Source organism: Natrialba sp. PRR66 (genome assembly GCF_034808065.1).
Classification (GTDB): Archaea; Halobacteriota; Halobacteria; order Halobacteriales; family Natrialbaceae; genus Natrialba; species Natrialba aegyptia.
The window spans coordinates 292,132-314,954 of record NZ_JAXHGN010000001.1 but is presented as its reverse complement, the minus strand read 5'-3'; the positions used below and the strand labels follow the sequence as shown (position 1 = coordinate 314,954).

At 64.5% G+C, this 22,823-nt stretch carries 20 protein-coding genes; 12 read left to right on the top strand and 8 right to left on the bottom strand.

All coding sequences use genetic code 11. The annotated features are described in order from the left end of the window. Positions 1-46: 46 nt before the first annotated feature. Entirely contained in the window at positions 47-1,066 is a 1,020-nt protein-coding gene (locus tag SM755_RS01490; RefSeq protein ID WP_323171143.1) for a TIGR00341 family protein, read from the bottom strand. 53 nt (positions 1,067-1,119) lie between these two features. Continuing rightward, positions 1,120-1,686, bottom strand: coding sequence for a hypothetical protein (locus SM755_RS01485; RefSeq protein WP_323171142.1), 567 nt, complete (start codon positions 1,684-1,686; stop codon positions 1,120-1,122). A gap of 213 nt (positions 1,687-1,899) precedes the next feature. Between SM755_RS01485 and SM755_RS01480 the strand changes: the two genes are divergently transcribed. Beyond that, entirely contained in the window at positions 1,900-2,343 is a 444-nt protein-coding gene (locus SM755_RS01480; RefSeq protein ID WP_006110044.1) for a hypothetical protein, read from the top strand. Positions 2,344-2,839: 496 nt separating this feature from the next. Here SM755_RS01480 and SM755_RS24365 read toward each other — a convergent pair whose 3' ends face one another. Next, the gene (locus tag SM755_RS24365; protein ID WP_369335234.1) at positions 2,840-2,974 is read right to left on the bottom strand and encodes a hypothetical protein; all 135 of its coding nucleotides are present in this window, start codon (positions 2,972-2,974) and stop codon (positions 2,840-2,842) included. Here SM755_RS24365 and SM755_RS01475 point away from each other — a divergent pair. The 8 genes from SM755_RS01475 (at position 2,922) to SM755_RS01440 (ending at position 12,447) form a co-directional block, all read left to right on the top strand. Then, entirely contained in the window at positions 2,922-4,412 is a 1,491-nt protein-coding gene (locus SM755_RS01475; RefSeq protein ID WP_369335237.1) for a permease, read from the top strand. The genes SM755_RS24365 and SM755_RS01475 overlap by 53 nt on opposite strands. 13 nt (positions 4,413-4,425) lie before the next feature. Next, positions 4,426-5,904 carry a transporter gene (locus tag SM755_RS01470; RefSeq protein WP_323171140.1) on the top strand — a complete coding sequence of 493 codons (1,479 nt, stop codon included), beginning with the start codon at positions 4,426-4,428 and terminating at the stop codon, positions 5,902-5,904. Between the two features lie 61 nt (positions 5,905-5,965). Continuing rightward, positions 5,966-7,537 (top strand): cbb3-type cytochrome c oxidase subunit I, encoded by a 1,572-nt coding sequence (locus tag SM755_RS01465; RefSeq protein WP_323171139.1) that lies wholly within the window; start codon positions 5,966-5,968, stop codon positions 7,535-7,537. A 356-nt stretch (positions 7,538-7,893) separates the two neighbouring features. Then, positions 7,894-8,217 carry a hypothetical protein gene (locus SM755_RS01460; protein ID WP_006664530.1) on the top strand — a complete coding sequence of 108 codons (324 nt, stop codon included), beginning with the start codon at positions 7,894-7,896 and terminating at the stop codon, positions 8,215-8,217. Positions 8,218-8,304: 87 nt separating this feature from the next. Continuing rightward, entirely contained in the window at positions 8,305-8,673 is a 369-nt protein-coding gene (locus SM755_RS01455) for a helix-turn-helix transcriptional regulator (protein ID WP_006664531.1), read from the top strand. Positions 8,674-8,865: 192 nt separating this feature from the next. Continuing rightward, positions 8,866-10,239, top strand: a complete 1,374-nt coding sequence (locus SM755_RS01450) for a Glu/Leu/Phe/Val dehydrogenase dimerization domain-containing protein (RefSeq protein WP_323171138.1) — start codon at positions 8,866-8,868, stop codon at positions 10,237-10,239. Further along, positions 10,236-11,411: a hypothetical protein gene (locus SM755_RS01445; protein WP_323171137.1), complete on the top strand. Its 1,176-nt coding sequence runs from the start codon at positions 10,236-10,238 to the stop codon at positions 11,409-11,411. Before SM755_RS01450 ends, SM755_RS01445 begins: the two co-directional genes overlap by 4 nt. A gap of 217 nt (positions 11,412-11,628) precedes the next feature. Continuing rightward, on the top strand, positions 11,629-12,447 hold the full coding sequence (locus tag SM755_RS01440) for a DUF2182 domain-containing protein (RefSeq protein WP_323171136.1): 819 nt from the start codon (positions 11,629-11,631) through the stop codon (positions 12,445-12,447). 190 nt (positions 12,448-12,637) lie between these two features. Here SM755_RS01440 and SM755_RS01435 read toward each other — a convergent pair whose 3' ends face one another. The 3 genes from SM755_RS01435 to SM755_RS01425 form a co-directional block, all read right to left on the bottom strand. Continuing rightward, entirely contained in the window at positions 12,638-12,808 is a 171-nt protein-coding gene (locus SM755_RS01435) for a hypothetical protein (RefSeq protein ID WP_241433784.1), read from the bottom strand. Positions 12,809-13,018: 210 nt separating this feature from the next. Further along, the gene (locus SM755_RS01430; RefSeq protein WP_323171135.1) at positions 13,019-13,141 is read right to left on the bottom strand and encodes a hypothetical protein; all 123 of its coding nucleotides are present in this window, start codon (positions 13,139-13,141) and stop codon (positions 13,019-13,021) included. Between the two features lie 184 nt (positions 13,142-13,325). After that, on the bottom strand, positions 13,326-15,350 hold the full coding sequence (locus SM755_RS01425; protein ID WP_323171134.1) for an AMP-binding protein: 2,025 nt from the start codon (positions 15,348-15,350) through the stop codon (positions 13,326-13,328). 383 nt (positions 15,351-15,733) lie between these two features. Between SM755_RS01425 and SM755_RS01420 the strand changes: the two genes are divergently transcribed. From SM755_RS01420 to SM755_RS01410, 3 genes are all read left to right on the top strand, one after another. Further along, entirely contained in the window at positions 15,734-16,060 is a 327-nt protein-coding gene (locus SM755_RS01420) for a hypothetical protein (RefSeq protein WP_323171133.1), read from the top strand. Positions 16,061-16,168: 108 nt separating this feature from the next. Continuing rightward, on the top strand, positions 16,169-19,756 hold the full coding sequence (gene smc, locus SM755_RS01415; RefSeq protein WP_323171132.1) for a chromosome segregation protein SMC: 3,588 nt from the start codon (positions 16,169-16,171) through the stop codon (positions 19,754-19,756). A gap of 21 nt (positions 19,757-19,777) precedes the next feature. Continuing rightward, positions 19,778-21,007: a segregation/condensation protein A gene (locus SM755_RS01410; protein WP_323171131.1), complete on the top strand. Its 1,230-nt coding sequence runs from the start codon at positions 19,778-19,780 to the stop codon at positions 21,005-21,007. A 199-nt stretch (positions 21,008-21,206) separates the two neighbouring features. On the opposite strand, the gene SM755_RS01405 is transcribed toward SM755_RS01410, so the two are convergent. Next, positions 21,207-21,773, bottom strand: coding sequence for a hypothetical protein (locus tag SM755_RS01405; protein ID WP_323171130.1), 567 nt, complete (start codon positions 21,771-21,773; stop codon positions 21,207-21,209). A gap of 162 nt (positions 21,774-21,935) precedes the next feature. Further along, positions 21,936-22,796 (bottom strand): S-methyl-5'-thioadenosine phosphorylase, encoded by an 861-nt coding sequence (gene mtnP, locus SM755_RS01400; RefSeq protein ID WP_323171129.1) that lies wholly within the window; start codon positions 22,794-22,796, stop codon positions 21,936-21,938. Positions 22,797-22,823: the final 27 nt, after the last annotated feature.

Genomic DNA, 22,823 nt, shown 5'->3' with positions numbered 1-22,823 from the left:
CTCGTGTGGTGCTGGGATCGTCCAGCGGCTGGGCGCAGCCGGCGGATCAGAGGATGGCCGAGACGAGTTCGAGCAGGCGGAGTGCGAGGACGAGCAGGATGATCAGTACGACGACGCGTCGCAGGATGGCGCTTCGCGTCGTTCTGATGCGGGCGCGGTCCGACGGGTGAAAGCCGACGGTCCAGAGCGTTGCGATCGACCCGACGTTGATCGCGATGAGGTTGACGGCGACGACGACGAACGACCCGAGCGTCGCTTCGGGTGCGCCCCAGGCGACGCCGACGCCGATGACGCCGATCGGCGGCATGAGTGCGGCGGCGATCATCACCCCGATCAGGTCCGTAATGCCCGTGGTTGCCATGCCGAGTCCGCCGGCGACGCCGGAGCAGATGGCGACGGTGACGAGCAGGGATGGCGGTAAGCCGTGGCTGCCGAGTCCGAGGCTCGCCTCGAGATCGACGACGGAGGAGATGATCGTCGACGTGCGTGCGAACGCCGCAAAGGCGAGTGCGCTGATGAGGGCGACGACGATGCCGAGCAGTTGGAGTTTGACGCCGCGGGCGAACAGCGGTCGGTCGTCGAGGACCGTCGCAACGCTTGCGGCCATCGCCGGGCCGAGCAGCGGGGCGATGACCATCGAACCGACGAGGACGGGCAGCGAGTTCAGGAGGACGCCGGTGGTTGCGACCACGCTGCTGATCGCCGTCATCGTGGCGAAGATGATGAACGAGGGGAGCTGCGAGCGGGCTTTCGACCGCAATTCGCTTCTGGAGACCCGCTCGAACGAGAGCCATTCGGGCCGTCGGTTGGACCGATTGTGCGAGGAGTCGCTGCCGGTTTCGAGGATCGCCATCGGCGCTTCGACGATGACGGTCACGTTTCCGGTGATTGCCTCCAGATCGTCCTCGACCGGTTCGACCGCGTGTGCGGGGACGGGAACGGTAAGCGTCCAGTGCTCGCCGTCGGTGTGATCGGTGAGGCTGTACGTGAGATCGTGGGACTCGAGGACGGTCATCACCTCGTCGATACTCGGCTGCGTGTCTGCGAGTACCGTCAGGAGTCGCATATTCGACCGCCACGTTCGTCTCGGCGATGATCGTCGAACGCCGTCGCGATCGATCACAGTAGCGTGAGTGCATCGGCCTCGGACAGTGAATAGGTGGGAAACGTTCGATTGAGAAGCGAACGGACGAGGTGGCGGATCACCGCGAGTTGATCCCTTCCAGTGTCCGTGCACACGGTTCCACAGCGGCCGATCAATCCGTCCGCTCCGTCGAGGTACGTCAGGCGGCCACCGCAGTTCTGACACCGCGGCTCGACGTGGCTGGTCATCCACTCGACGGCGAACTCGTCACGAGCGAGTCGCTCGCCGAGTGCGTACCAGACGATGACGTCGCGCTCACCTCGGCCCGACGCCGTCCGCTTCAATCGTGTGAGCGTGACCGCGGCGCGGGCGTACAGTTCGTCGTCCGGGACGGCGTGACGTTGGTGACAACGCCGGAAGTACGTCAGCAGTGCTCGCTTCGACGACCGTCGCTTTCCCGTCGTCAGTGGCGTCTCGAGAGCGACGCTCTGCGAACAGCCGTCGGCCTCCGGCGCGCGTTCCGGACGGCCGCGTTCGTCGTAATGGCGCTCTCGCGAGAGAGACGCACCGCTGGTCGGACAGAATGCGTGTTCACCGATCATTTGTTAGTTGTTGGGACGGCCGAACCGGGCACCGGTCCGACCGGCTACCTCAGCGTAGCGGTGCCAGCGGGATAAACTGACATAGTAGTGAGAGTATCTAAAATAAATAGAGCGACCCATATCTTACTCTAGAAACGTGTTACAGGTGTTTCCCATACATTTCTAATGTTTGTTGACACCTTATCCGTGCCCGGCTACTACGACGATTGCACCATGTCACGTGGTGATCTTCCAGCCATTGATTCGACCGATTTAGCACCGTGGTACTGGTACATACTGATCGGCTATCCCGTATTGAGTCTGCTCGGGATCATCTCGCTCGCCCGCCTCACCGGCGGCGGCTCGGTACTGGCCTCGAGTGTCGGCAGTATCGCACTCCTGATCGTCATCGTCGCCGCAAGTGCCATCACGCTGCCGGCGATCTGGCGGGACGCCGAGTTCGTTGCGACCGAAACCGATGCGTGGGACCCCGATCGGCAAATCTACGTCGGTGCAGCCGTCGCCGTTCCGCTGCTCCTCGGCGTTCTCTCCGGACTGGCGGCCGGGTTCGGAATCGCGATTGCGATCACCGTCCTCGGCTTCCTGCTGTCGACGGTCACTGTCTGTTCGGCGTACCTGTACAACCGCCACCGTAGCGTCGGATTACTCGCTCGCTGATACCGCCGGGCACGCTCCCGTCGCCGCTGCGAGTCGATACACGCCCGATCGCACGACGGCTCTGCGATCGGTGGGTGACTCGTTGCAGGTGATACTCTCGTTGCAGCGCGGGCGCAGCGGCCCCCACTCGACGCCGACAGCGAGTTCGGATCGCGGTCTCACCGACGTCTGGCCGACAGGATACCTGCCCGACACCTACCACCGACCGCCGCGGCAGTCCGGTTTCGATCCGCTCACGCCGCGTTGGTCTATATTCTCTAGGTTTTGCCCATATTTATGTGGTCACAACTTCTGGCTATAACTGTTAGTAGCCCGGACGACACGCCACCGTCGCCGGCGTGGATGACCTCCTGGCCACCCGACACAGCCGCCACTATCCTCACTTCCCCGTCGCGGTATCCGGTTTCGACCTTCGCGCGTCGCTCCCTGCTCGACCGGTACCGATTCCCCGTCACCGCTCACCCCACGCCGACAAGCCACCGCCTCGACACCGAGTTCACCCACCCATGCTCTCAGAGATACACCTGCTCACCGACCAGGCCAGTCTCTGGCCCGTGTCCGGCCACCAGTTCGTCTCGCTGCTCCGATTACTGCTCGTCCAGAGCCACCTCGAATCCGGGACGGCCACCATTGGTAGCAACACCCCCATCACCACGGCCACCACCACCACCATCGCTATCGCCATCTCGGCTGAACTCGGCTTCGTTTTCGGACCGGTCACCGGCGGCGGACTCGACCTCGCGGCCAGGCTCGCCGGGCTGCTCGGTGCCCTCCTGATCCAGCTCGTGACGGCCCTGGTCATCGCACTCGAGATGGCCTGGGATACCTGGTGGGCGCTCGTCCTCGGCTTTACGATCACCGGTGCCATCCAGGAGTTCGTCGACGAGGATCAACTCACCGACTACCTCGGCGACGACGGCTGGCGGGAGATCGGCTACGGGACCGTCTTCGGCACGGCCTCCTCGAGTTGCTCGTTCTCCGCGGTCGCGATGACCCGGTCGCTGTTCACCAAGGGTGCCTCGGCCGCGTCCACCCTCGGAGCGTTCCAGTTCGCGAGTACGGATCTCGTCCTCGAACTCGCACTCGTCGTCCTGACGCTGCTCGGCTGGCAGTTTGCCGCCGCAGAGATCACCGGCGGGCTAATCGCCGTCGTCGTCCTCGGCATCGTCTACCGGCGGTTCGTCCCGCCATCGTGGATCGAACGGGCACGCGCCCACGCTCGCGCGCTCGACGAAACCGAATGCGCGACCTGCGGCATGGCCGCCCCGCCAACCGACGAGGAGACGATCACGCGAACGTTCGCCGGCGAGCGCCGCTACTTCTGCTGTGGCGGCTGTCTCAACGCGTACGACCCGGCCGACGACCGCGAGGCCGTTACCGCCGGCCCCGAACTCCTCTCGGGCGACCGCTGGCAAAGCGCGATCGCGAACACGATTCGCGAATGGGACATGCTCTGGCGAGACATCCTCTTCGGATTCCTCCTCGCCGGACTCCTCGCCGCATTCGTCCCCGACACCTGGTGGACCGCCCTCTTCGGCGTCGGTCCCGAGGGAAGCCTCACGCGCCTCCTCTCCAACGTCGTGCTCGGAGCCATCGTCGGCGTGCTGACGTTTCTCTGCTCCGTCGGCAACATTCCCTTCGCCGTCGTCCTCTGGCAAAACGGCGTCTCGTTCGGCGGCGTCCTCGCGTTCATCTTCGCCGACCTGCTGATCCTCCCGCTGGTCCGAACGTACCACCGCTACTACGGCCTCCGCATGGCCGGCGTCATGTTCGCCGCGTTCTTCGCCGCCGCCGTTATCGCCGGCTTCCTCGTCGAACTCGTCTTTTCCGGGCTCGGTCTCGTTCCGTCGCCCGGCACGTCCGGCGGGACGGTCCCCGGAGCGTACACGTCCCTGTTCAACGTCGTTACGCTCCCCCTCTTCGCCGTGCAGGTGTACGTCGCTCTCGAGCCGGACCAACGCGTCCGCCTCGGCAACCGAATCGCACCGTACGTCGCGGGCGTTCTCTATCATGCCTACGACCTCGTGAGACGAGTCGCGTACGCGCTCGAATCGCGCGGCCTGAAGTAAGTCGCTTCCACCCATGACGACATCCCACCCACAGTCCCAATCCCAGGGCCAGTCCCAGTCTCGGCCCCAGCCACGGCCACGACCACCCGGCGGACGGTTCGATCCCGTCCGGATCGTCCTGCTCGTCACCCTCGTCACGAGCCACGGATTGATCCGCGTCGCCGAACGCTACTTTCCCGAGTTCCTGTCGGCACTCGGCTACGGGCCGATCGTCGCCGGACTGCTCGTCAGCACCGGCCTCGGTGTGGCCGTCGTCGTGACGGCATCCGCGACCGCCGGGCTGAACTCGGGTGACGAGGCAGAAACTGGTGATAGAAACGCCGAAACCCGAAGCCACCCGGTGCGGGTGATCGCAGTCGTTTCGGTGCTGTTGGCGACCCTCGGACTGTTCGTCTGGACGGGCGCACCGACGCTCGATACGCTCCTCGGCACGCCGCTTTCGGCGCTCGGCTGGCTCGCAGTCGGGGTCGTGCTCCTCCAGGCCTGGCACAGTTTCGGCCCGGTGCGGACCCTCTGGCCGACCGATACCAGAATCGTCGGTCGAAAAACGCGATCGGCCCGAACCGAAGCCGACGAGTTCACTCCGTCGGGAGCCGGTCGAGCCCACGACGCCCGTGCGGACGCCGTCGTCGGAGCGCTGGGAATCGGTGCCGGCGCACTGGTCGTGACCGCAGCGATCGCGATCGTCGGCGGCGTCAAAACCGGGTTTTCGATCGTCGCAGCGACGGGTGCGGCGGTCACGCTCGTCGCGGCGATTACGCGGGGGGTCGTCGGCGAGACCGACCGGCTTCCGCTCGTCGGTCGCACCGAAGCGCCGAGTGCGGCGAGGAGCCGGGTTCCCGATTCGGTCGCGTCGGTTCGCCGGGCGATCGCCGCCCTCCCCGACCGGCGGCGGTGGACGATCACTGGCGACGCGCTCGTCAGGCTGGCGCTCGTGGGGAGCACGCCGTACCTGGTGTTGCTGTTCGTTGAGGAACAGCCGCTTTCGCTCTCGGTCGGCGGGCGGTCACTGATGCCGGCCGCGCTGTTCGGCGCGTTCGTCCTCGCGGAGGCGGGCGGGGCGCTTCTCGGCGCGATAGCCGCTCCGCGGCTCGTCTCGGCGGTCGATCGGCGGTGGCTCCTGACCCTCGGTCTCGCGGGCGTCTCGCTGGTTCCGATGGCCCTCGTCGCGACGTCGTCCGTCGCCATCGTCGCGCTGCTGTTCGCCGTGCTCGGCTGTCGGACCGCGATCGAACCGCTCAGACCGACCGTCGGACCGACCACCCGGCCGAGCCACGACGTGAGCCCCGACGCGGACGCAACGGCGCTCGGTCTCCCGCCACCCGAGCCCCTCCAGACGGCGGTTCGGGTCGCACTCGTCCCGGCCCCGTTCGTCGGCGGCCTTCTGTACGCGATCCACCCCGTTGCGGCGTTTACCGTCGCGACGACCGTCTCGCTGCTCGGGGTTCGCGAACTGCTCAGATCGTTCAGCTTCGAGCGAGCGGGCGACTGATCGCACGAGAACCGATTCGAACTGAGACGAGCGCTTGCACTGACTTTACGCGGTGACCAGCATGCCCCTACCCTACTCATCCGACGACAGTGACGATGACGCTGGCGACGCTGAACTCGACGCGGCGAGCGAGCCCGTCGAAACGGGCCGGCGATTGATCGCCGTCGACCACGTCCGACTCGGACGGTGGTTCCTCGTCTTCGCGCTGGTGATGGGGCTCTGGGGCGGCCTCGATGCCGTGCTCCTTCGGACGACGCTCGTCACGCCGACGCTGGATCACTGGTCGGCCGACGTCTACAGTTCGCTCTTCACGACTCACGGGCTGACGATGTTGTTCCTGTTCGCGGTCCCGGCGATATGGGGCTTTGCGTACGCGACGATTCCGTCGCTGATCCGGGCCGAGCGAACCGCGTTCCCCGCCGTCGCTGTGGCGGCGTTCTGGCTGCAGATCCCGGCTGCGATACTGGTTCGGGCCGGAACGATCGGCAGTGCACTCGACGTGGCGGGACTCGACCCCGTCGCGATCGGCTGGACACTGTATCCCCCGATGAGCGTCGCATCGTCGAATCCCGCCGTCGACGCGCTGGTCGCCGGCCTCCTGCTCGTTGCGATCAGCACGTCGCTGACCGCGGCGAACCTCGTCGTCACGGTCTGTCGCCGGCGGACGATTCCGTGGAGCGACGTCGACACGTTCACCTGGACGGTGGTGACGAGCGCAGCGATGGCGGTCGTCGCCTTCCCGGTTCTGGCCGGTTCGCTCGCGCTCTTGCTCCTCGAACGGGCGGCTGGGGTCGGGCTCCTCGTCGGTCGGAGCGGCCCGATGGTCTGGTTGAACCTGTTCTGGTTCTTCGCCCATCCGCTGGTGTACATCCTGGTATTGCCGCCGATGGGTATCGCCAGTCACGTGCTGCCGCGGTTTGCCGGGCGGCGACTGTTCGGCCGCCGGTCAGTCGTCTACTCGACGTTTGCGATCGGCATCCTCTCGTTTACCGTCTGGGGACACCACCTGTTCATGGCCGGGATGGGCGTCGGCGTCCGCGCCGTGTTCATGTTCGTGACGCTGGCGGTCGCCGTCCCGAGTTCAGCGAAGCTCTGTACGTGGCTCGGCACGCTGTGGGGTGGCGCGATCCAGCACACAGCGCCGATGGTCGCGACCATCGCGGCGATCGCCTTCTTCATCGTCGGCGGCGTGACCGGCGTCTTCCTCGCGGTGGCTCCGATCAACGTCCTCTACAACGGGACGTACTACGTCGTCGCCCACTTCCACATGATGCTCGTCGGATTCGTCGCGTTCACGCTCGTCGCCGGAGCGTACTACTGGTTTCCGCTGCTTACCGGCCGGTGGTACGATCCGACGCTCGCTCACCTGCACGTCTGGCTCACCATCGTCGGAATCATCGTGACCTTCGGCGCGCTCTTCGTCGTCGGCTTCGCGGAGTTGCCGCGACGAATCGCGACCTACCCGCCCGCGTTCGCGCCGATTCACCAACTCGCCACCGTGGGCGCCTACGTCATTGCCGTGGGCCAGCTCGTCTTCCTGCTCAACCTCGGTCGGTCGCTCTGGGTCGGCGAGCGCGCTGGCGACGATCCATGGGGCCTCGCCGACGAGCCGTCACACGCACGAGAATGGTGAGCTGTCGGCCGAGTAACGTTAATATCGTATTACGACGGCGATCAGTCCCAACGCCGATATCGAGGCTTCCCGTAGCTAGCGCTGCCTCAGACACGATCCTGACCCGATTCCGAGTCGCGAGCGACGGGCCTGGCACTGACCCAGATCCAGCCCAGACCCAGCCCGACCGGACTCCGACGGGAGACATCCCCCGACCTACCCGCCGATCGGCCCTACCGCTGACCACGACAGTAGCTCCCTCGGTCGTGACCGTAGCGACTCACCCCGTCCTCCTCACCCCTCGCACAGACATCTCACCACTCACCGAGACAGCACACCCGCTGCGCATCGGTATCCCGACTTCTGACCCACAACCTATGGCATCCACCACAAGCACCGACGTTGCACTGATGCTCCTGCAGTTGATCGCACTAACGATTCCACCGGCCGTCGTCCTGATCGACCAGCTCCGCCGAACGCAGAACCTCGAATGGACCGTGCGAAAACTGAGCTTCGGTCTCGTGTTCTCGAGTGTCACCCTCCTGCTCGGCGGCGCAGTCGCCGTCCTGCTGTACTTCCTGACCGTATCGCTACCCATCACTCTCATCGCAGGGCTGCTCCTCGTTTTGCTCGGCCTCCTCCCGCTCGGGGCGTTCGTCCTCGTCCTGTACCGAGAACACCGGAAAGAACACGGCCCCTAATCCGGCCCTTGCTACGTCCGGACTCGGCCGGGAGTGGGTTCGACCCCCACACGTAGCTTCGGCGGTCTTCCCGCCGATGATGCACCGATGTGTAGGAACATCCCTACCAACCACGACGACAACGACGAGCACGAATCGAGTATCGACGGGTCGACACCCCCTCGCCCACTGACGAACCTGACCGGGTTCAAACGCGACCAGCTATTCGTCATCCGACTGCTGGCCGAACGCAACCCCCACGGGCTCGTGATCAAAGACAAACTCGACTGCTACTACGACGAGGACATCAACCAGGGCCGACTCTACCAGAACCTCAGTGAACTCGTCGACGAGGGGTACGTCGAAAAGCACCCACTCGACGGACGAACCAACGCCTACCGGCCGAGCACGCACGCCAACAGGCGTCTCGAAGAGCACCACGAGTGGGAACGACACTGTCTCTTCTGTGACCCCTGACGCGGAGACGGAACTGCCACACCTGAGACACTGAGAGACACTAAGCGACACTGAGACACGGCTGCATTCAGACCGGTAACCGGTATTCAGCCACACGCGATCGAAACAGCCGGTGCTGTGCAGACTGGCTGTGTCGACGCGGTCGAACCAAGCGCACCACCAACGCACGCACAAAACTGCTCGAAACAACCGATGACTACTCCGCACGATGCTTCAACCGACACGACCAGCCGAACCGCTCCCGCACTCGATGCTCCGTGGAGCCACCTCCGAACCGCCGCCCACCGTCTCTCGGTCCCAGATGACATCGAACAGCGGCTCCTGTACGCGCGCCAGCGCCAGCAAATCGCCATTCCGTTCGAACGCGACGATGGGACGATCGACGTTCGAGCAGGGTACCGCGTTCGCCACGACGACGTTCGCGGCCCCTACATCGGCCCGCACCGCTACGTCCCCGGGCTGACAATCGGCGACTGTGCCGGACTCGGAGTTGCAACTGCCGTAACCGCCGCACTCGCCGATGTTCCGTTCGGCGGCGCAGCGGGCGGCATCGACTGCGATCCGGAAACACTCTCGTGGGACGAACGCGCCAGACTCACGCGCTCCTACGCGCGACGAATCACCGATCTCGGCCCGAACAGCGACGTTCTCGTTCCCGATCTGGGAACCGACGAACGCACCATGGCTCGCGCCGCCGATGCCGTTGCCGAACGCGTCGACGGCCCCCACACCGCGACGGCCGCCGGAAAACCGGCCGTTCTCGGCGGCTCACGAGAGTTCACCTGTGCCGGCGGCCACAGCGTCGCCCACGTCGTCCGAGATGTACTCGAGACGGATCTCGGCCGCTCGCTGTCGGACGGAACTGTCGCCGTGTACGGCACCAGCACCGTCGGTGCGACGACGGCGCGCTTGCTCGACCGTTGGGGCAGCACGATCGTCGCGCTGTGTAGCGATCACGTCGGGCTTGCTGCCGACGCCGAGGGTAATGGCGACGGCGATAGTGATAGTGACGGGGAGAGCGAGACGCTCGAACAGGGGACTGGCGATGAGGACGGTGACGACGACGCTACCGACGACGGCATCGATACGACCGTCGCACCCAGCTACCTCGACGGACCGGGTGCGATCGACGAGTTCAGCGGCGGCACGATGACCGGCACCGAGAACGTCCTCGAAGCGGATGTCGATGCGCTGGTTCTCGCCGGATCGGGGACGGCGGTGACGGCCAGAAACGCGGAGACGATCCGGGCGGATCTCGTCGTCGAAGGCGCGTACGGCGCGGTGACCGCCGGCGGGCAACGCGTTCTCGAGGAGCGGGATGTCGCCGTCGTGCCGGCCGTGCTGTCGCTCGCCGGCAAACTATCGGCCGCGAGCCTCGAATGGCGTCGTCACGTCGGCCGCAGCGAGATGAGCGACACGCGCATGGCGAACGAACTCTCGTATGCGGTTATCGATGCCGTTTCCGACGTTCGGGCACATCGTGTGCGCCGCGACGTGGGCTGGCGCGACGGCGCGTACGAACTCGGACTCTCGCGGCTCGTCTCGGCTCACGAGGTGGTTCGATGATCGATCGTCTCGACGACTCGCTCAGCGACGCGATCGAGTGGCTGACCGAGATCGGTCCCGAGATCGAACCGTCCGCTGACCCAGACTCCGACTCCGATTCTGACTCAGACTCCGACTCCGATTCTGACTCCGACTCCGACTCCGAACCCGAGTCGGAAGCCGCCGATTCCGCATCCCGGGACGGGGCTGTACCGCGGTCGGACGGCGGTCGCGAGACCGATCCGTCGAGCGCCGAAGCGGCCGCCGACTGGGAAGAAGCCGACTCGCCGACCTCGAGAACGCTGCACGGCGTCGTCCACGGCGCGGACGGTGCCTACGCCTGTGGAGAGGGCGGTATCCTGTTGCACCGGCGCGACGACGAGTGGCAGACACTGATCGAGCGCGGTCCGGGCGTCGCGGACAACACGTTGCGGACGATCGACGCAACAGCCGACGGCTGTCGACTCTGGTTCGCCGGTGACAGCGGTGCACTCGGGTACTACGACGTCGCCGACGGCTACTTGAGTGACTACTCGGCACCGGGGGAAAAGACGAGTACCTGGGAGGGAATCGCCGTGTCCGGGCCAACTGGCGAGGAGCGCATCCGCATCGCGAACGGCTCCGGCGAAGTTCTCGACTGTACCGTCGAGGACGGCTGTCCGGTCTGGGGCGATGTCGTCGAACCCGGCGGCGGGTCGACGATACCCGGCCTGACCGCCGGCCCGGACGGATTCTACGCCATCGACACCAGCGGCGGCGCGTACTACGCGGACGCGAACGGCGAGTGGGAACGAATCGGCGTTCGCAACGCCGAAGTCGACTTCTACGACATCTGGGCCGGCGATGAAACCGTCTTCGTCGCCGGTGCCGACGGCGTCGCGTATCGGTACGACCCGCACTGCGAGAACTGGACCCCGATCAACGTCGGACAGGGTGCGCTCCAGTCCATCCAGGTGGACGAAGGCAGCAACACTGCCGTCGCCGTCGCAACCGGCGGACGCGTCTACGAACGCATCGAAAGCATCCGCTGGGAGGAACGGGACACGCCGACGGAACAATCCCTTCTCGATCTCGCTCTCGCCCGCCAGCGGTCGGACGACGAGGGACTGGCGACCGTTCCCGTCGACATCGCCGTCGGTGCTGGCGGCACCGTTCTCGAGCGCCACCGAGACCGTTCGGACACCACGGACTAACGCGCCGCCCGCCGGCCCGCACCACCGCTCACAACCCCTTCCACCCCACCCCACCTCCACCTCCACCCCCACCCTCACCCCCACTCGCGCAACTGATCGACCCGCATGACAGCCCCACCGTTTCCGTCCCTTCCGCCACCGTTCGGTACCGTCGTCACGAACCGTTTTATCGTCGAAATCCGCCCCTGAAACCACCGATTATCCGGCTACTCACTCGATGCTCCCAGACGATCCACTCTCGTTCATCACTCGTATCGACTCCGACTCGCTCCCCATCGCCGAACTCACCACCCTCTCGCTCTCGGCACTCCTTTGGCTCGTCCTTTTCGAAGGCTGGCTTCCCGACCTCGGCCCCGCTCCCGCTGAACTCGAGGCACCGATGGCCGCCCCCGGTGTCCCCGAAGCGATGGCGACGGCAAACGGACTCTCGGGTACCGTCGCGTACTTGCTCATGTGGGGCACGATGATGCTCGCGATGATGCTTCCGTCGCTGATTCCGGTCGTTCGGCAGCACCTCGATGACGTGTGCCAGAATCCGTCCGTCGCCGTTCCGTCGATCGCCGGATTTCTCGGCGGCTACGGTCTCGTCTGGACGGCGATCGGCGCAGTGCCGCTCGCGGTCGAACTGCTCGTCTCGATTCACGAGTTCTCGACCGCGTCCGCGTTCGGTCTCGGTGCGGGGACGGTCCCCGTCGCCGGACTGCTCGCGTTCGCCGGCGGCTACCAGCTAACGCCGTTCAAACGCCGGGTGCTCTCCCAGTGTGCGTCCTGCCAGTCGATTCCGCATTGTCCCAACGTGAACCGGATGGTTCGCAGGGGGATCTCCTACGCGACGAACTGCGTCGCGTGCACCTGGCCGCTGTTCGCGCTGATGGTTGCGCTCGGGTCGATGAATTTCCTCGTGATGGTTGGCCTGACGCTCGTGGTTTCGATCGAGCGCCTGACGCCGGACGGCGAACGCGTCGCGTTCGCTATGGGCGTCCTGTTGATCGGTGCCGCCGTGTTCTCGCTGCTGTTCGGCGTTCCGGCGGTCTGATCGGCGCGTAACGCCGACGACGTAGTAGTCGGTCGCCGCGATAGAACCGGCCACATCGTCACGCATTCCCCTGATTTCCCTCGGGCCATCGTGCCTAGCTATACCGGTACCGACGCCGTCGACGGCGGTTTGCATCCGTAAAAATAGACGGTGCACCTGCGTATCGCAGGCTGTGCGTTCTCGGGACCGGCTAGTCGGTTCGCTTTTGACGATCCTCGACCGGTGCCGATCCGAGCGTTACCTCCGCAGTGCCGAACGGCTGCAAAACGTCGTCGAACGTCGCGGTCAGTTCGGTACCCGGGAAGAATCCGATAATCGACGTTGTCTCGTCGCCGTCGTTGTGAAGTTCGTGCGGTTCCATTTCGGGGACGACCGCACACTGTCCGGCGTGCAGCCCGATCGTCTCGTCGCCGATCGTCGCCGATCGTCGCCGTAACCCGACCCCCGGTCACCACGAGAAGTTCCTCGTTACTATCCCGGTGGGACGGAAGGTAGTTCCCCGGCTCGATCTCGATAGAGACGATCATCAACACCTCGGCACCGACGTCGATCGCGTTCGGCGTTCCGGACGTTAGCGGGAAGTAACCGCGTATTCGGCCCGTTTGTCACGTTCCTGATAGACGTCCGCGCCCTCGAACTCGTCGAGGTCGACGGCTCGGATCGCCTCGGGTTCCGTCTCCGCTGTCGTGGCCATACTGTCTCTCACCTCGATGATTGCAGGCTATCGTGTGAACGGTGGTCTCCAATTCGATACGGACGGCCTGAATCACGTATTCAAAGGCTCGTCAGGACGATAACGGTTTTTTCAGAATCCTGGGAAACACCGTCCCACCGACAGAGATCCGCTCAGTCGAGACGTAACGTTTCGACAGCGTGCGTTATCGGGCGGCCTCGAGTTCATCGAGCGCCGCCGGATTTTCGATACTGCTCATATCGCCGAGGTCCTCGCCCGTGTAGGTCGCTTCGATCGCGCGGCGGATGATCTTGCCCGACTGCGTCTTGGGGAACTCGTCGACGAACAGGACCTCGCGGGGGCGGAAGGGCTTGCCCAGTTCTTCGCCGACCTGCGCGCGCAGTTCCTCGCGGAGGCGGTCGGTTTCGTCGACGCCGTCTGCTAAAATCGCGTAGGCGACGACTGCGGTGCCGGTGGTGTCGTCCGGCGCGCCGATGGCGGCGGCCTGGTTGACCGCCGCGTGGTCGATGAGCGCGCCCTCCACTTCGGCGGGGCCGACCTTGCGACCGGCGACGTTCAGCGCGTCGTCGGCGCGGCCGTGGAGGAACCAGAAGCCGTCCACGTCTTTTTGGGCCCAGTCGCCGTGGTCCCACATCGCCGGGTCCTCGAAGGTCGACCAGTACTCGTTGAGGTAGCGCTCGTCGCCGGACCAGAGGGACTTGGTCATGGAGGGACAGGAGTCGCGGGCGACGAGGAAGCCGCGCTCGTGGTCATCCGCGACCGATTCGCCCGCGGAGTCGACGATGTCGATGTCCATGCCGATCCCCGGCCCGCCGAGCGTGCAGGGTTTGAGCGGCTCGGTCGGCATCGGCATGAGGAAACAGCCGCAGATTTCGGTGCCGCCGGAGATGTTGATGATCGGGCACTCGCCGCCGCCGACGTTTTCGTAGAACCAGCGCCAGGACTCGGGGTCCCAGGGTTCGCCGGTCGAGCCGAGCAGGCGCAGCGAGGAGAGGTCGTGGCCGGAGAGCCAATCGTCCCCGTGTTTACGAAGTGCTCGGATGGCGGTCGGTGAGATGCCAAACTGGGTGAGTTTGTGGCGGTCGATCATCTCCCAGAAGCGATCCGGCTCGGGGTAGTCGGGCGCACCCTCGTACATGAAGACGGTGCCGCCGAAGGTGTGCGTCCCGATGAGCGTCCAGGGGCCCATCATCCAGCCGATGTCCGAAACCCAGAAGAACCGGTCCGCGGGTTTGAGGTCCATCCCGAAGGAGACCTCCTTCGCGCACTGGACCTGCACGCCGGCGTGGGTGTGGACGATCCCCTTCGGCTTCCCGGTGGTGCCCGAGGAGTAGAGAAGCATGGACTCCTGATCCGAGGGTAGCGACTTCGTTTCGAACTCGTCGTCCGCGGTTTCGACGGCCTCGGCCCACCACTCGTCGCGGTCATCGTTCCAGGGAATCTCGCGCTCCGCCTCGTCCCCGCCGGAACCGAGCCTGTCGAAGACGATCGTGTCCTCTACGTAACCCGCCTCTTCGATCGCCTCGTCGGCCCCGGACTTGAGGTAGACCGGGTCGCCCCGGCGGTAGAAGCCGTCGCCGGTGAAGAGAACCGAACACTCCGAATCGGCGATCCGAGTCGCCGCCGCGTCGACGCCGAAGCCCGAGAAAATGGGCACCGCGATCGCACCCGCCTTGAAACAGCCGTAGAGGATCGAGACGACCTCCGGTACCATCGGCATGTAGAGCCCGACCGTATCACCCGTCTCGATACCCCGCGCTTCGAGCGCGTTCGCCACCTGGTTCGACTGCCGGTGGAGTTCGTGGTACGTGATTTCGCGAACCTCCCCGTCCTCCCCCTCCCAGATAGTCGCAACCTTATTGCGGCGCTCCTCGTCGACGGTGGCGTGGCGGTCGACGACGTTGTGCGCGACGTTCAGTTCGCCGCCGGGGTACCAGTCGGTGAACTGCGGCCCCTCGCTGTCATCTCGGACCGTCTCGTACTCCTCGTAGAACTCGATGTCGAGATAGTCGACGATCTCGTCCCAGAACCAGTCGACGCCCGACGCCTCGACGCCCTCGAGTTCAGTTGTCGTCCGTTCGATCAACGCCTCGTAGTCCTCGATCCCGTGGGTTCGCATGAACTCGGCGACGTTCGTCGACTCGGCGAACGCCTGGCTGGGTTCGTGAACGATCTCGTCAACGTCGTCGAGGCTGGTGTTCGCGGTCATGGTGATGATGACACACACAGGTTGGCGTCAGCCCCCTATCAAACAACAGGTCCTAGCGCGCCGGCTCACGGACAGTGGTGGCGTCTCCTGGCATCCAAGCTGCATCTGCCGACAGGTCTGTGCGAAAGCGAGTGCGGGGCCGCTAGTAGCCACTGCGTGTCAGTGCACACCCGGTCGCACGACGGCGGTACGATCAGCGTGGAAACAGTTTCATACGGACTGCTGTAAGTCATTTCCGGCGCAACCGCAGGACGGGTGCGGTCGCGCCGGTAAATCGTTACAGCAGACCGTATCAGTCGTCACGATAGCCGGCAGCGGTATGTACCAAAACGGGTAGGTGTGTCTGACGTACGTTTATGTGGCAGGCAACAGCCCTAGAACGTATGTCGAACAACCGCGTCGAGCAGCTCGAATCAACGGTCGCAGAACTCGAATCGACCGTCGAGGGCCTGACCGACGAACTCATCGAAGCCAAAGAACGCATCCGCGTTCTCGAAGCCGAACTCGATACGGAGACGCCGACTCGCGTTCCCGAGCGCCGCCAGAACGAAACCGGAACCGGTGCCGATGCCGCCGACCGCGATTCGGAGACCCCGGAAGCCGCTCCGGAGGAAGTCGAAGAGGCGACGGCCGATGCCGATACGGAAACCGAGTCCCAATCCGGCGACGAAGCGGAAGACTCAGGTAGCGACGACATTATTGTCGCATAACTGCACGGCGGTTCGCATTCGGGGAGACCGGACTGGCTCGTCGCAGGCCGGTGTCCGCCACGATGCCCCGAGTGCGATCCCCCACGGCACGGAGGGCTCGAGAAGAGAATGTACATCAAGGCAGTCGTTCTGGACAAGTTCAAGAGCTTCGGTCGAAAGACGAAAATTCCGTTCTACGAGGATTTCACCGTTGTCACGGGTCCGAACGGTTCTGGAAAGTCGAATATCATCGACGCCGTTCTCTTCGCCCTCGGACTGGCGCGGACTCACGGTATCCGCGCGGAGAAACTCACCGATCTCATCTACAACCCCGGCCACGAGGACGGGTCGAACTCCGACGGGCCGCGCGAAGCCATCGTCGAGGTCATCCTCGACAACACCGACGGCACCCTCGACCGGTCGCAGGTCGTCAACGCCGCGGGGAGCGAGGACGTCGGCGATGTCGACGAAATCCGCATCCGTCGCCGCGTCAAGGAAACCGAGGACAACTACTACTCCTACTACTACGTAAACGACCGCTCGGTCAACCTCTCGGACATCCAGGACCTGCTCGCCCAGGCCGGCGTCACGCCGGAGGGGTACAACGTCGTCATGCAGGGCGACGTGACCGAGATCATCAACATGACCCCCCACGCCCGCCGGGAAATCATCGACGAAATCGCCGGCGTCGCCGAGTTCGACGCGAAGAAGGAAGACGCCTTCGAGGAACTCGACATCGTCGAAGAACGTATCGACGAGGCCGAACTCCGCATCGAGGAGAAACGCGACCGCCTCGACCAGCTCGCCGACGAGCGCCGGCAAGCCATGCGCTACCGACGGCTCCGCCGCGAGAAAGGGGAGTACGAGGGCTACAAGAAGGCCAGCGAACTCGAAGAAAAGCGCGCCGAACTCGAGACGGCCGCAGCGGCCGTCGACGACCTCGAATCCGATCTCGAGGACCTCCAGCGTGAACTCGACGAACGCCAGGGGAAAGTCGTTCGCCTCCAGGAAGACCTCGAGGACTTAAACGCCGAAATCGAGCGCAAGGGCGAGGACGAACAGCTCCAGATTAAAAGCGAAATCGAGGAGATCAAAGGCGACATCTCGCGGCTCGAGGACAAAATCGAAGCCAGCGAGGAGCAAATCGAGGCGGCCGAATCGAAGCGGCGCGAAGCCTTCGTCCAGATCGATCGCAAGCAGGAGACGATCGAGGAACTCGACGATGAGATGCGCGAGCACAAACTCGAAAAGGCCTCGCTCAAGACCGAAATCCAGGAACGCGAGGCCGAGCGCGACGAACTCGAAGCCGAAATCGACGCCGTCGACACCGAGTTCGACGAACTCAAAGCCGATCTCGCAGCGCGAAAGGACGACCTCGAAGACGCAAAGACCGAGCGCAACGACCTCCAGCGCGAGCAGGACCGACTCCTCGACGAAGCGCGACGACGGTCGAACACGATCAGCGAGACGGAGACGACGATCGAGGAGCGCCGCGAGGAACTCCCCGAACTCGAAAACCGACGCAGCGACCTCCAGCGCGAACTCGAGAAGGCGAAGAAAAATCGCGCGAATATCGCCGAGGTCGTCGACGATCTCAAAGACGAAAAGCGCCGTATTCAGGCCGACATCGACGAGGCTGACGACAAACTCCAGGCGAAACAACAGGAGTACGCCGAACTCGAAGCCAACGCCGGCGAGAGCGGCGACTCCTCGTTCGGCCGCGCGGTGACCACGATCCTGAACTCGGGGATCAATGGCGTCCACGGCGCGGTGGCCCAGTTAGGAAACGTCTCCGGCGAGTTCGCCGTGGCCTGCGAGACGGCGGCGGGCGGTCGACTCGCAAACGTGGTCGTCAACGACGACGTGGTCGGCCAGCAGTGTATCGAACACCTCAAGTCGCGCAACGCCGGGCGGGCGACCTTCCTCCCGCTGACCGACATGAGCCAGCGCCGGCTTCCGAACGCCCCGAGCGATCCCGGCGTCGTCGACTTCGCGTACAACCTCGTTGACTTCGACGACCAGTTCGCCGGCGTCTTCTCGTACGTGCTGGGCGACACCCTCGTCGTCGAGGACATCGAGACCGCCCGTTCGTACATGGGGGATTACCGGATGGTCACCCTCGACGGCGACTTGGTCGAGAAAAGCGGCGCGATGACCGGCGGCTCCCGGAAGGGCTCGCGCTACTCCTTTACCGGCGGCGGCGAAGGCCAACTCGAGCGCGTCGCCAAACAGATCACGGACCTGCAAGAGGAACGCGAGTCCCTCCGAGAGGACCTCCGGGGCGTCGAGGACCGCCTCGACGACGCCCGCGACCGCAAGACCGACGCCGCAGACGAGGTCCGCTCGATCGAAGGCGAACTCGACTCCCTCGATTCCACCCGCGAGTCCATCGAGAACGAAATCGAAACGCTCGAGGCCGAACTCGACGACCTCCGCGAAGAGCGCGAATCCGTCGACGAGCGGATGAACGAGATCGCCGGCGAAATCGACGAGCAGACGGCCGACATCGAGGCCATCGAGGCCGACATCGACGACCTCGAAGCCGAACTCGCAGACTCGAAGATCCCGGAACTCACCGCCCAGATCGAAGCCCTCGAGAGCGAAATCGACGACCGCGAAGACCGGATCGACGACCTCGACGGCACGCTCAACGAACTCGAACTCGAGAAAGAGTACGCCGAAGACGCCATCGAAGATCTCCACGACGACATCGAGACCGCCCAGAACCGCACGGCCGAACACGAAGAGCGCATCGCAGACTGCGAGGAAACCATCGCCGAGAAACGCGAGACTCTGGAGGCGAAACACGAGGCCGTCGAAGAACTCGAGGCTGAACTCGCCGAGCTGAAAGACGACCGTAGCGACCTCAAAGAGGACCTTTCGGAGGCCCGGACGAAGCGCGACCAGCAACAGGACCGCGTCAACGCCGTCGAGAGCAAACTCGAAGACAAGCGCGAGCGCGTCGGCGACCTCGAATGGGAGATCGAGAGTCTCGAAGCCGAGGTCGGCGACTACGACCCCGAAGACGTCCCCGACCACGAGACCGTCCTCGAGATGATCGACCTCCTCCAAGCCGACATGGAGGCGATGGAACCCGTTAACATGCTCGCGATCGACGAATACGACGAGGTCCGCACCGATCTCGACGAACTCGAAGACGGGAAAGCGACGCTCGTCGAGGAGGCAGAGGGGATTCGAGACCGAATCGAACAGTACGAAACGCAGAAAAAACAGACGTTTATGGACGCCTACGACGCGATCTCCGCCCAGTTTACGGAGATTTTCGAACAGCTCTCGGAAGGGACTGGCACGTTACACCTCGAGAACGAGGACGATCCGTTCGACGGCGGCCTGACGATGAAGGCCCAGCCCGGCGACAAGCCGATCCAGCGCCTGGACGCGATGTCCGGCGGAGAAAAATCTCTGACCGCGCTGGCCTTTATCTTCGCGATTCAGCGGCACAACCCGGCCCCGTTCTACGCGCTCGACGAGGTCGACGCCTTCCTCGACGCCGTCAACGCCGAGCGGATCGGCGAGATGGTCGAAGAACTCGCCGAAAAGGCCCAGTTCGTCGTCGTCTCCCACCGCTCGGCGATGCTCGATCGCTCCCAGCGGGCGATCGGCGTGACGATGCAAGACGACAACGTCAGCGCGGTGACGGGGATCGACTTGAGCGAGGGCGAAGGCGAGGGCGAGGGGGTACCGGCTGATGACTAAGGAGGGCCCGAGGAACCGAAGATGACGCAGGATCCCTCGACAGATGCGAACGACGAAGCCGCAAGCGGGGAGCGAGGAGACCCGCGAGATAGCGACGGGACCGAAGAGCCGTCGCCAGCGAGGGACTCGTCGACGGACGAAACAGCCACCGAGAGAGACGACGGACCGGAGAACGAGAACGAGGGCGAGGATGAGCATGTGGATGAGGGCGAGGACGACATCCCCCTCCAGATCGTCGGCCACGACGACCGAGAACGACCCGGAGCAGCCACCGATACGCAAGGCGAGGAGGGCACACTACTCGAGTTCAGCGAATCCGACGACGCTGGTTCGCGGGCGGCTGTCGGAGACGAGAGTGATATCGGTGCCGGTACCGGCACCGGTGACGAAGACATCGAAGGCGGCGAAGGTGACGAAGACATCGAAGGCGGCGAAGACGACGAAGTCGAACCCGTCGAACTCCTCGTCCAACTCGCCGAAAACGGCGACATCGACCCCTGGGATATCGACGTGGTCCAGGTCACGGACAAGTTTCTCGAGGCGCTCGACGACGCCGACCTGCGGACCTCGGGGCGGGCGCTGTTCTACGCGAGCGTGCTGCTCCGGATGAAAAGCGATGAACTCTTCGCGACGGACGAGCCCGAGGAGGACGAACTCCCGCCGTGGGAGGCACCATTCGCCGACGAGGGGATGGACGGCGGTGCACCCGACCCTGCCGGCGACGCCCCCGGGGCCGGGTTCGATCCCGTCGAAAGTCTCGAAGCCGAGATGGACCGCCGACTCGAACGCAAGCACGTCCGCGGGAAGCCCGAGACGCTAGACGAGTTGGTCCGCGAACTCCGCAGTGCAGAACGGGGGACCTGGTGGAAGGAATCCCGCAGCTACGACACGAGCGACTCGCCGCACGGCTACGACCGCGGCGTCCAGGAACTGAGCTACCACTCGGGCGATGACTTCCGGGTGGACGACGAGCCGACCAGCGACGACGTGACCCACACCACCCACGAGGAGGACATCGAAACCGTCATCGACGACGTCGAGGCCGAACTCGCCGAGCGCTACGAGCGCGGGCGCGACGAAGTGCTGTACGCGGAAATCGCAGAAACGGGCGGTTCGCGCGTGATGACGTACCTCGCACTGCTCTTTCTCGCCCACCGCGGTCGTTTGACCCTCGATCAGGACGAACTCTTCGGTGATCTCTGGATCCAGGATGCGACGACGGTTCCAGCGAACGATGCAGTCGCCGAGTGATGAGTGCTCGAGAGATTACGGGATTGCGGGATTAGGGATCACGGAACTCTTCGGTTCGAGCGGCCGTCTGATGCCACAGATAACGAGATCGCGTCCCGAAAAGCCCGTCGTGACCACTCGAGGCAGCGAAAAACGAGTGCAAGCACGACATCGTATGAACGGAAGGAATGCCAGTGCCGACTCCAGTCTCGGACGCAGTTCAAGCGAGTTGACTCACGACAGCCAGTGCCAGCGCAACTGTCGCAATGACGGTGCTGCTGGCCGTAAGAGCGGGCGACGCGAACACTCCCAGCGATGCGATTCCGAACAGGCTCACGGCTCTCTCGGCAATGAGATTCGACGACTCGTCGCCTTCGTTCACCGCCGGTTTCTCGGTCGTGGTCGCAGTCCCCGTCTGCTCGTCCGTCCCCGCGCTCGTTGGCTCGGGCTCGGGCTCGCTCTCCGTGAACTTGAGGGTGGACTCGACAGCCGTGCGATCGGCCGTCAAGCGAACGGTTCCGCGAGCTTTGTCGTACTCGATGATGTCTTTGTCGTCGAGTTCAGGGAGCAGCGACCGGTAGAGGGCGACGTAGACCGGTTGCCGCTGGTCGGCTGAGAGGGACGTTGCAGTGGTCCCGTGTTCCGTGGCTGCCACGTGGTCCGTTACGGCACGGATCGTGACGGGGCCGTCAGTATCGAGGAGGAATTGTAACGTGTCGCGCTTTCGAGGGGTGAGCGGGGTCTCAAGCGGCAGCGAGTGGTCTGGGGCGGACGGAGTGGCTGTCATACTGGCATGCGCTTGACCGTCCGACCCATCTGTCGGGCGAGAGCGGCACTCGGAATCGGGGCTCATATCTCATGCTATGTTCTCAATGGTGATAGTCAGTGTGCCAATTATATTTGGTTCGAGTGATAGTCACCCACACATATTTATCGCGTGAGTGATGTATTAGTCGAGGTACTCACCGGCCAGCAGATCCACGCGTTCGCGCGTCTCGGCGGGAATCGCCTCCGTCGGCGTGTTGATCGTCCCCTCGAGTGCACTCCAGGCGTCGCTTTCGAAGTCCTCGGGCATCGTTCGAATCGCGCGTTCGATCACGGCATTGATCGAGTCTTGATTTGCCGCGGCGTTCTCGAGGACCTCCTCGAGCGTCACCTCGTTGTCCTGCTTCCAGACGTCGTAGTCGGTTATCCCCGCGACCGTCGCGTAGCTCAGTTCGGCCTCGCGGGCGAGTTTGGCCTCCGGAATCGTCGTCATGCCGACGACGTCCCACCCCTGCGAGCGATAGAACTCGCTCTCCGCTCGCGTGGAGTACTGTGGACCCTCGATGCAGACGTAGGTGCCACCCCGCTCCGTCTTCGTCTCCGCATCGGTCACCGCTGCGGCCGCATCGGCGAGGTGCTCGACCATCTCGGGACAGTACGGTTCGGCAAAGCCCATGTGGACGACGATGCCGTCGCCGAAGAACGTCGGCGAGCGGTGTTTCGTCCGATCGTAGATCTGATCCGGAATGACGAGCGTCTGAGGCGGCAAATCCTCGCGGAGGCTGCCGACAGCGTTCGTCGAAATGACGCGGTCGACGCCGACCGATTTGAGCGCGTAAATGTTCGCCCGGTACTGCGCGTCGGTCGGCGTGTGCTGGTGGTCCTCGCCGTGGCGCGGCAGGAACGCTACCTCCTTGCCGGCGAGTTCACCCAGCGTCACGTCGTCGCTGGGGTCGCCGTAAGGCGTGGTGACGGTCTCCGTATGTGTATTTTCGAGCGGAAGCGCCTCGTAGATGCCGCTGCCGCCGATAACTCCGATCGTCATGGGCGAGCATCGTCGGAGGAGCACCGT

Excerpts from the sequence above, each read along its gene's own strand:
- mtnP (WP_323171129.1), bottom strand. The coding sequence starts at position 22,796 with ATGACGATCGGAGTTATCGGCGGCAGCGGCATCTACGAGGCGCTTCCG.
- SM755_RS01445 (WP_323171137.1), top strand. The coding sequence starts at position 10,236 with ATGATCGATCGTCTCGACGACTCGCTCAGCGACGCGATCGAGTGGCTG.
- SM755_RS01490 (WP_323171143.1), bottom strand. The coding sequence starts at position 1,066 with ATGCGACTCCTGACGGTACTCGCAGACACGCAGCCGAGTATCGACGAG.
- SM755_RS01465 (WP_323171139.1), top strand. The coding sequence starts at position 5,966 with ATGCCCCTACCCTACTCATCCGACGACAGTGACGATGACGCTGGCGAC.
- SM755_RS01405 (WP_323171130.1), bottom strand. The coding sequence starts at position 21,773 with ATGACAGCCACTCCGTCCGCCCCAGACCACTCGCTGCCGCTTGAGACC.
- SM755_RS01455 (WP_006664531.1), top strand. The coding sequence starts at position 8,305 with ATGTGTAGGAACATCCCTACCAACCACGACGACAACGACGAGCACGAA.
- SM755_RS24365 (WP_369335234.1), bottom strand. The coding sequence starts at position 2,974 with ATGGTGGCCGTCCCGGATTCGAGGTGGCTCTGGACGAGCAGTAATCGG.
- SM755_RS01420 (WP_323171133.1), top strand. The coding sequence starts at position 15,734 with ATGTCGAACAACCGCGTCGAGCAGCTCGAATCAACGGTCGCAGAACTC.
- SM755_RS01435 (WP_241433784.1), bottom strand. The coding sequence starts at position 12,808 with ATGGAACCGCACGAACTTCACAACGACGGCGACGAGACAACGTCGATT.
- SM755_RS01450 (WP_323171138.1), top strand. The coding sequence starts at position 8,866 with ATGACTACTCCGCACGATGCTTCAACCGACACGACCAGCCGAACCGCT.
- SM755_RS01410 (WP_323171131.1), top strand. The coding sequence starts at position 19,778 with ATGACGCAGGATCCCTCGACAGATGCGAACGACGAAGCCGCAAGCGGG.
- SM755_RS01440 (WP_323171136.1), top strand. The coding sequence starts at position 11,629 with ATGCTCCCAGACGATCCACTCTCGTTCATCACTCGTATCGACTCCGAC.
- SM755_RS01430 (WP_323171135.1), bottom strand. The coding sequence starts at position 13,141 with ATGGCCACGACAGCGGAGACGGAACCCGAGGCGATCCGAGCCGTCGAC.
- SM755_RS01480 (WP_006110044.1), top strand. The coding sequence starts at position 1,900 with ATGTCACGTGGTGATCTTCCAGCCATTGATTCGACCGATTTAGCACCG.
- SM755_RS01460 (WP_006664530.1), top strand. The coding sequence starts at position 7,894 with ATGGCATCCACCACAAGCACCGACGTTGCACTGATGCTCCTGCAGTTG.
- SM755_RS01485 (WP_323171142.1), bottom strand. The coding sequence starts at position 1,686 with ATGATCGGTGAACACGCATTCTGTCCGACCAGCGGTGCGTCTCTCTCG.
- smc (WP_323171132.1), top strand. The coding sequence starts at position 16,169 with ATGTACATCAAGGCAGTCGTTCTGGACAAGTTCAAGAGCTTCGGTCGA.
- SM755_RS01470 (WP_323171140.1), top strand. The coding sequence starts at position 4,426 with ATGACGACATCCCACCCACAGTCCCAATCCCAGGGCCAGTCCCAGTCT.
- SM755_RS01425 (WP_323171134.1), bottom strand. The coding sequence starts at position 15,350 with ATGACCGCGAACACCAGCCTCGACGACGTTGACGAGATCGTTCACGAA.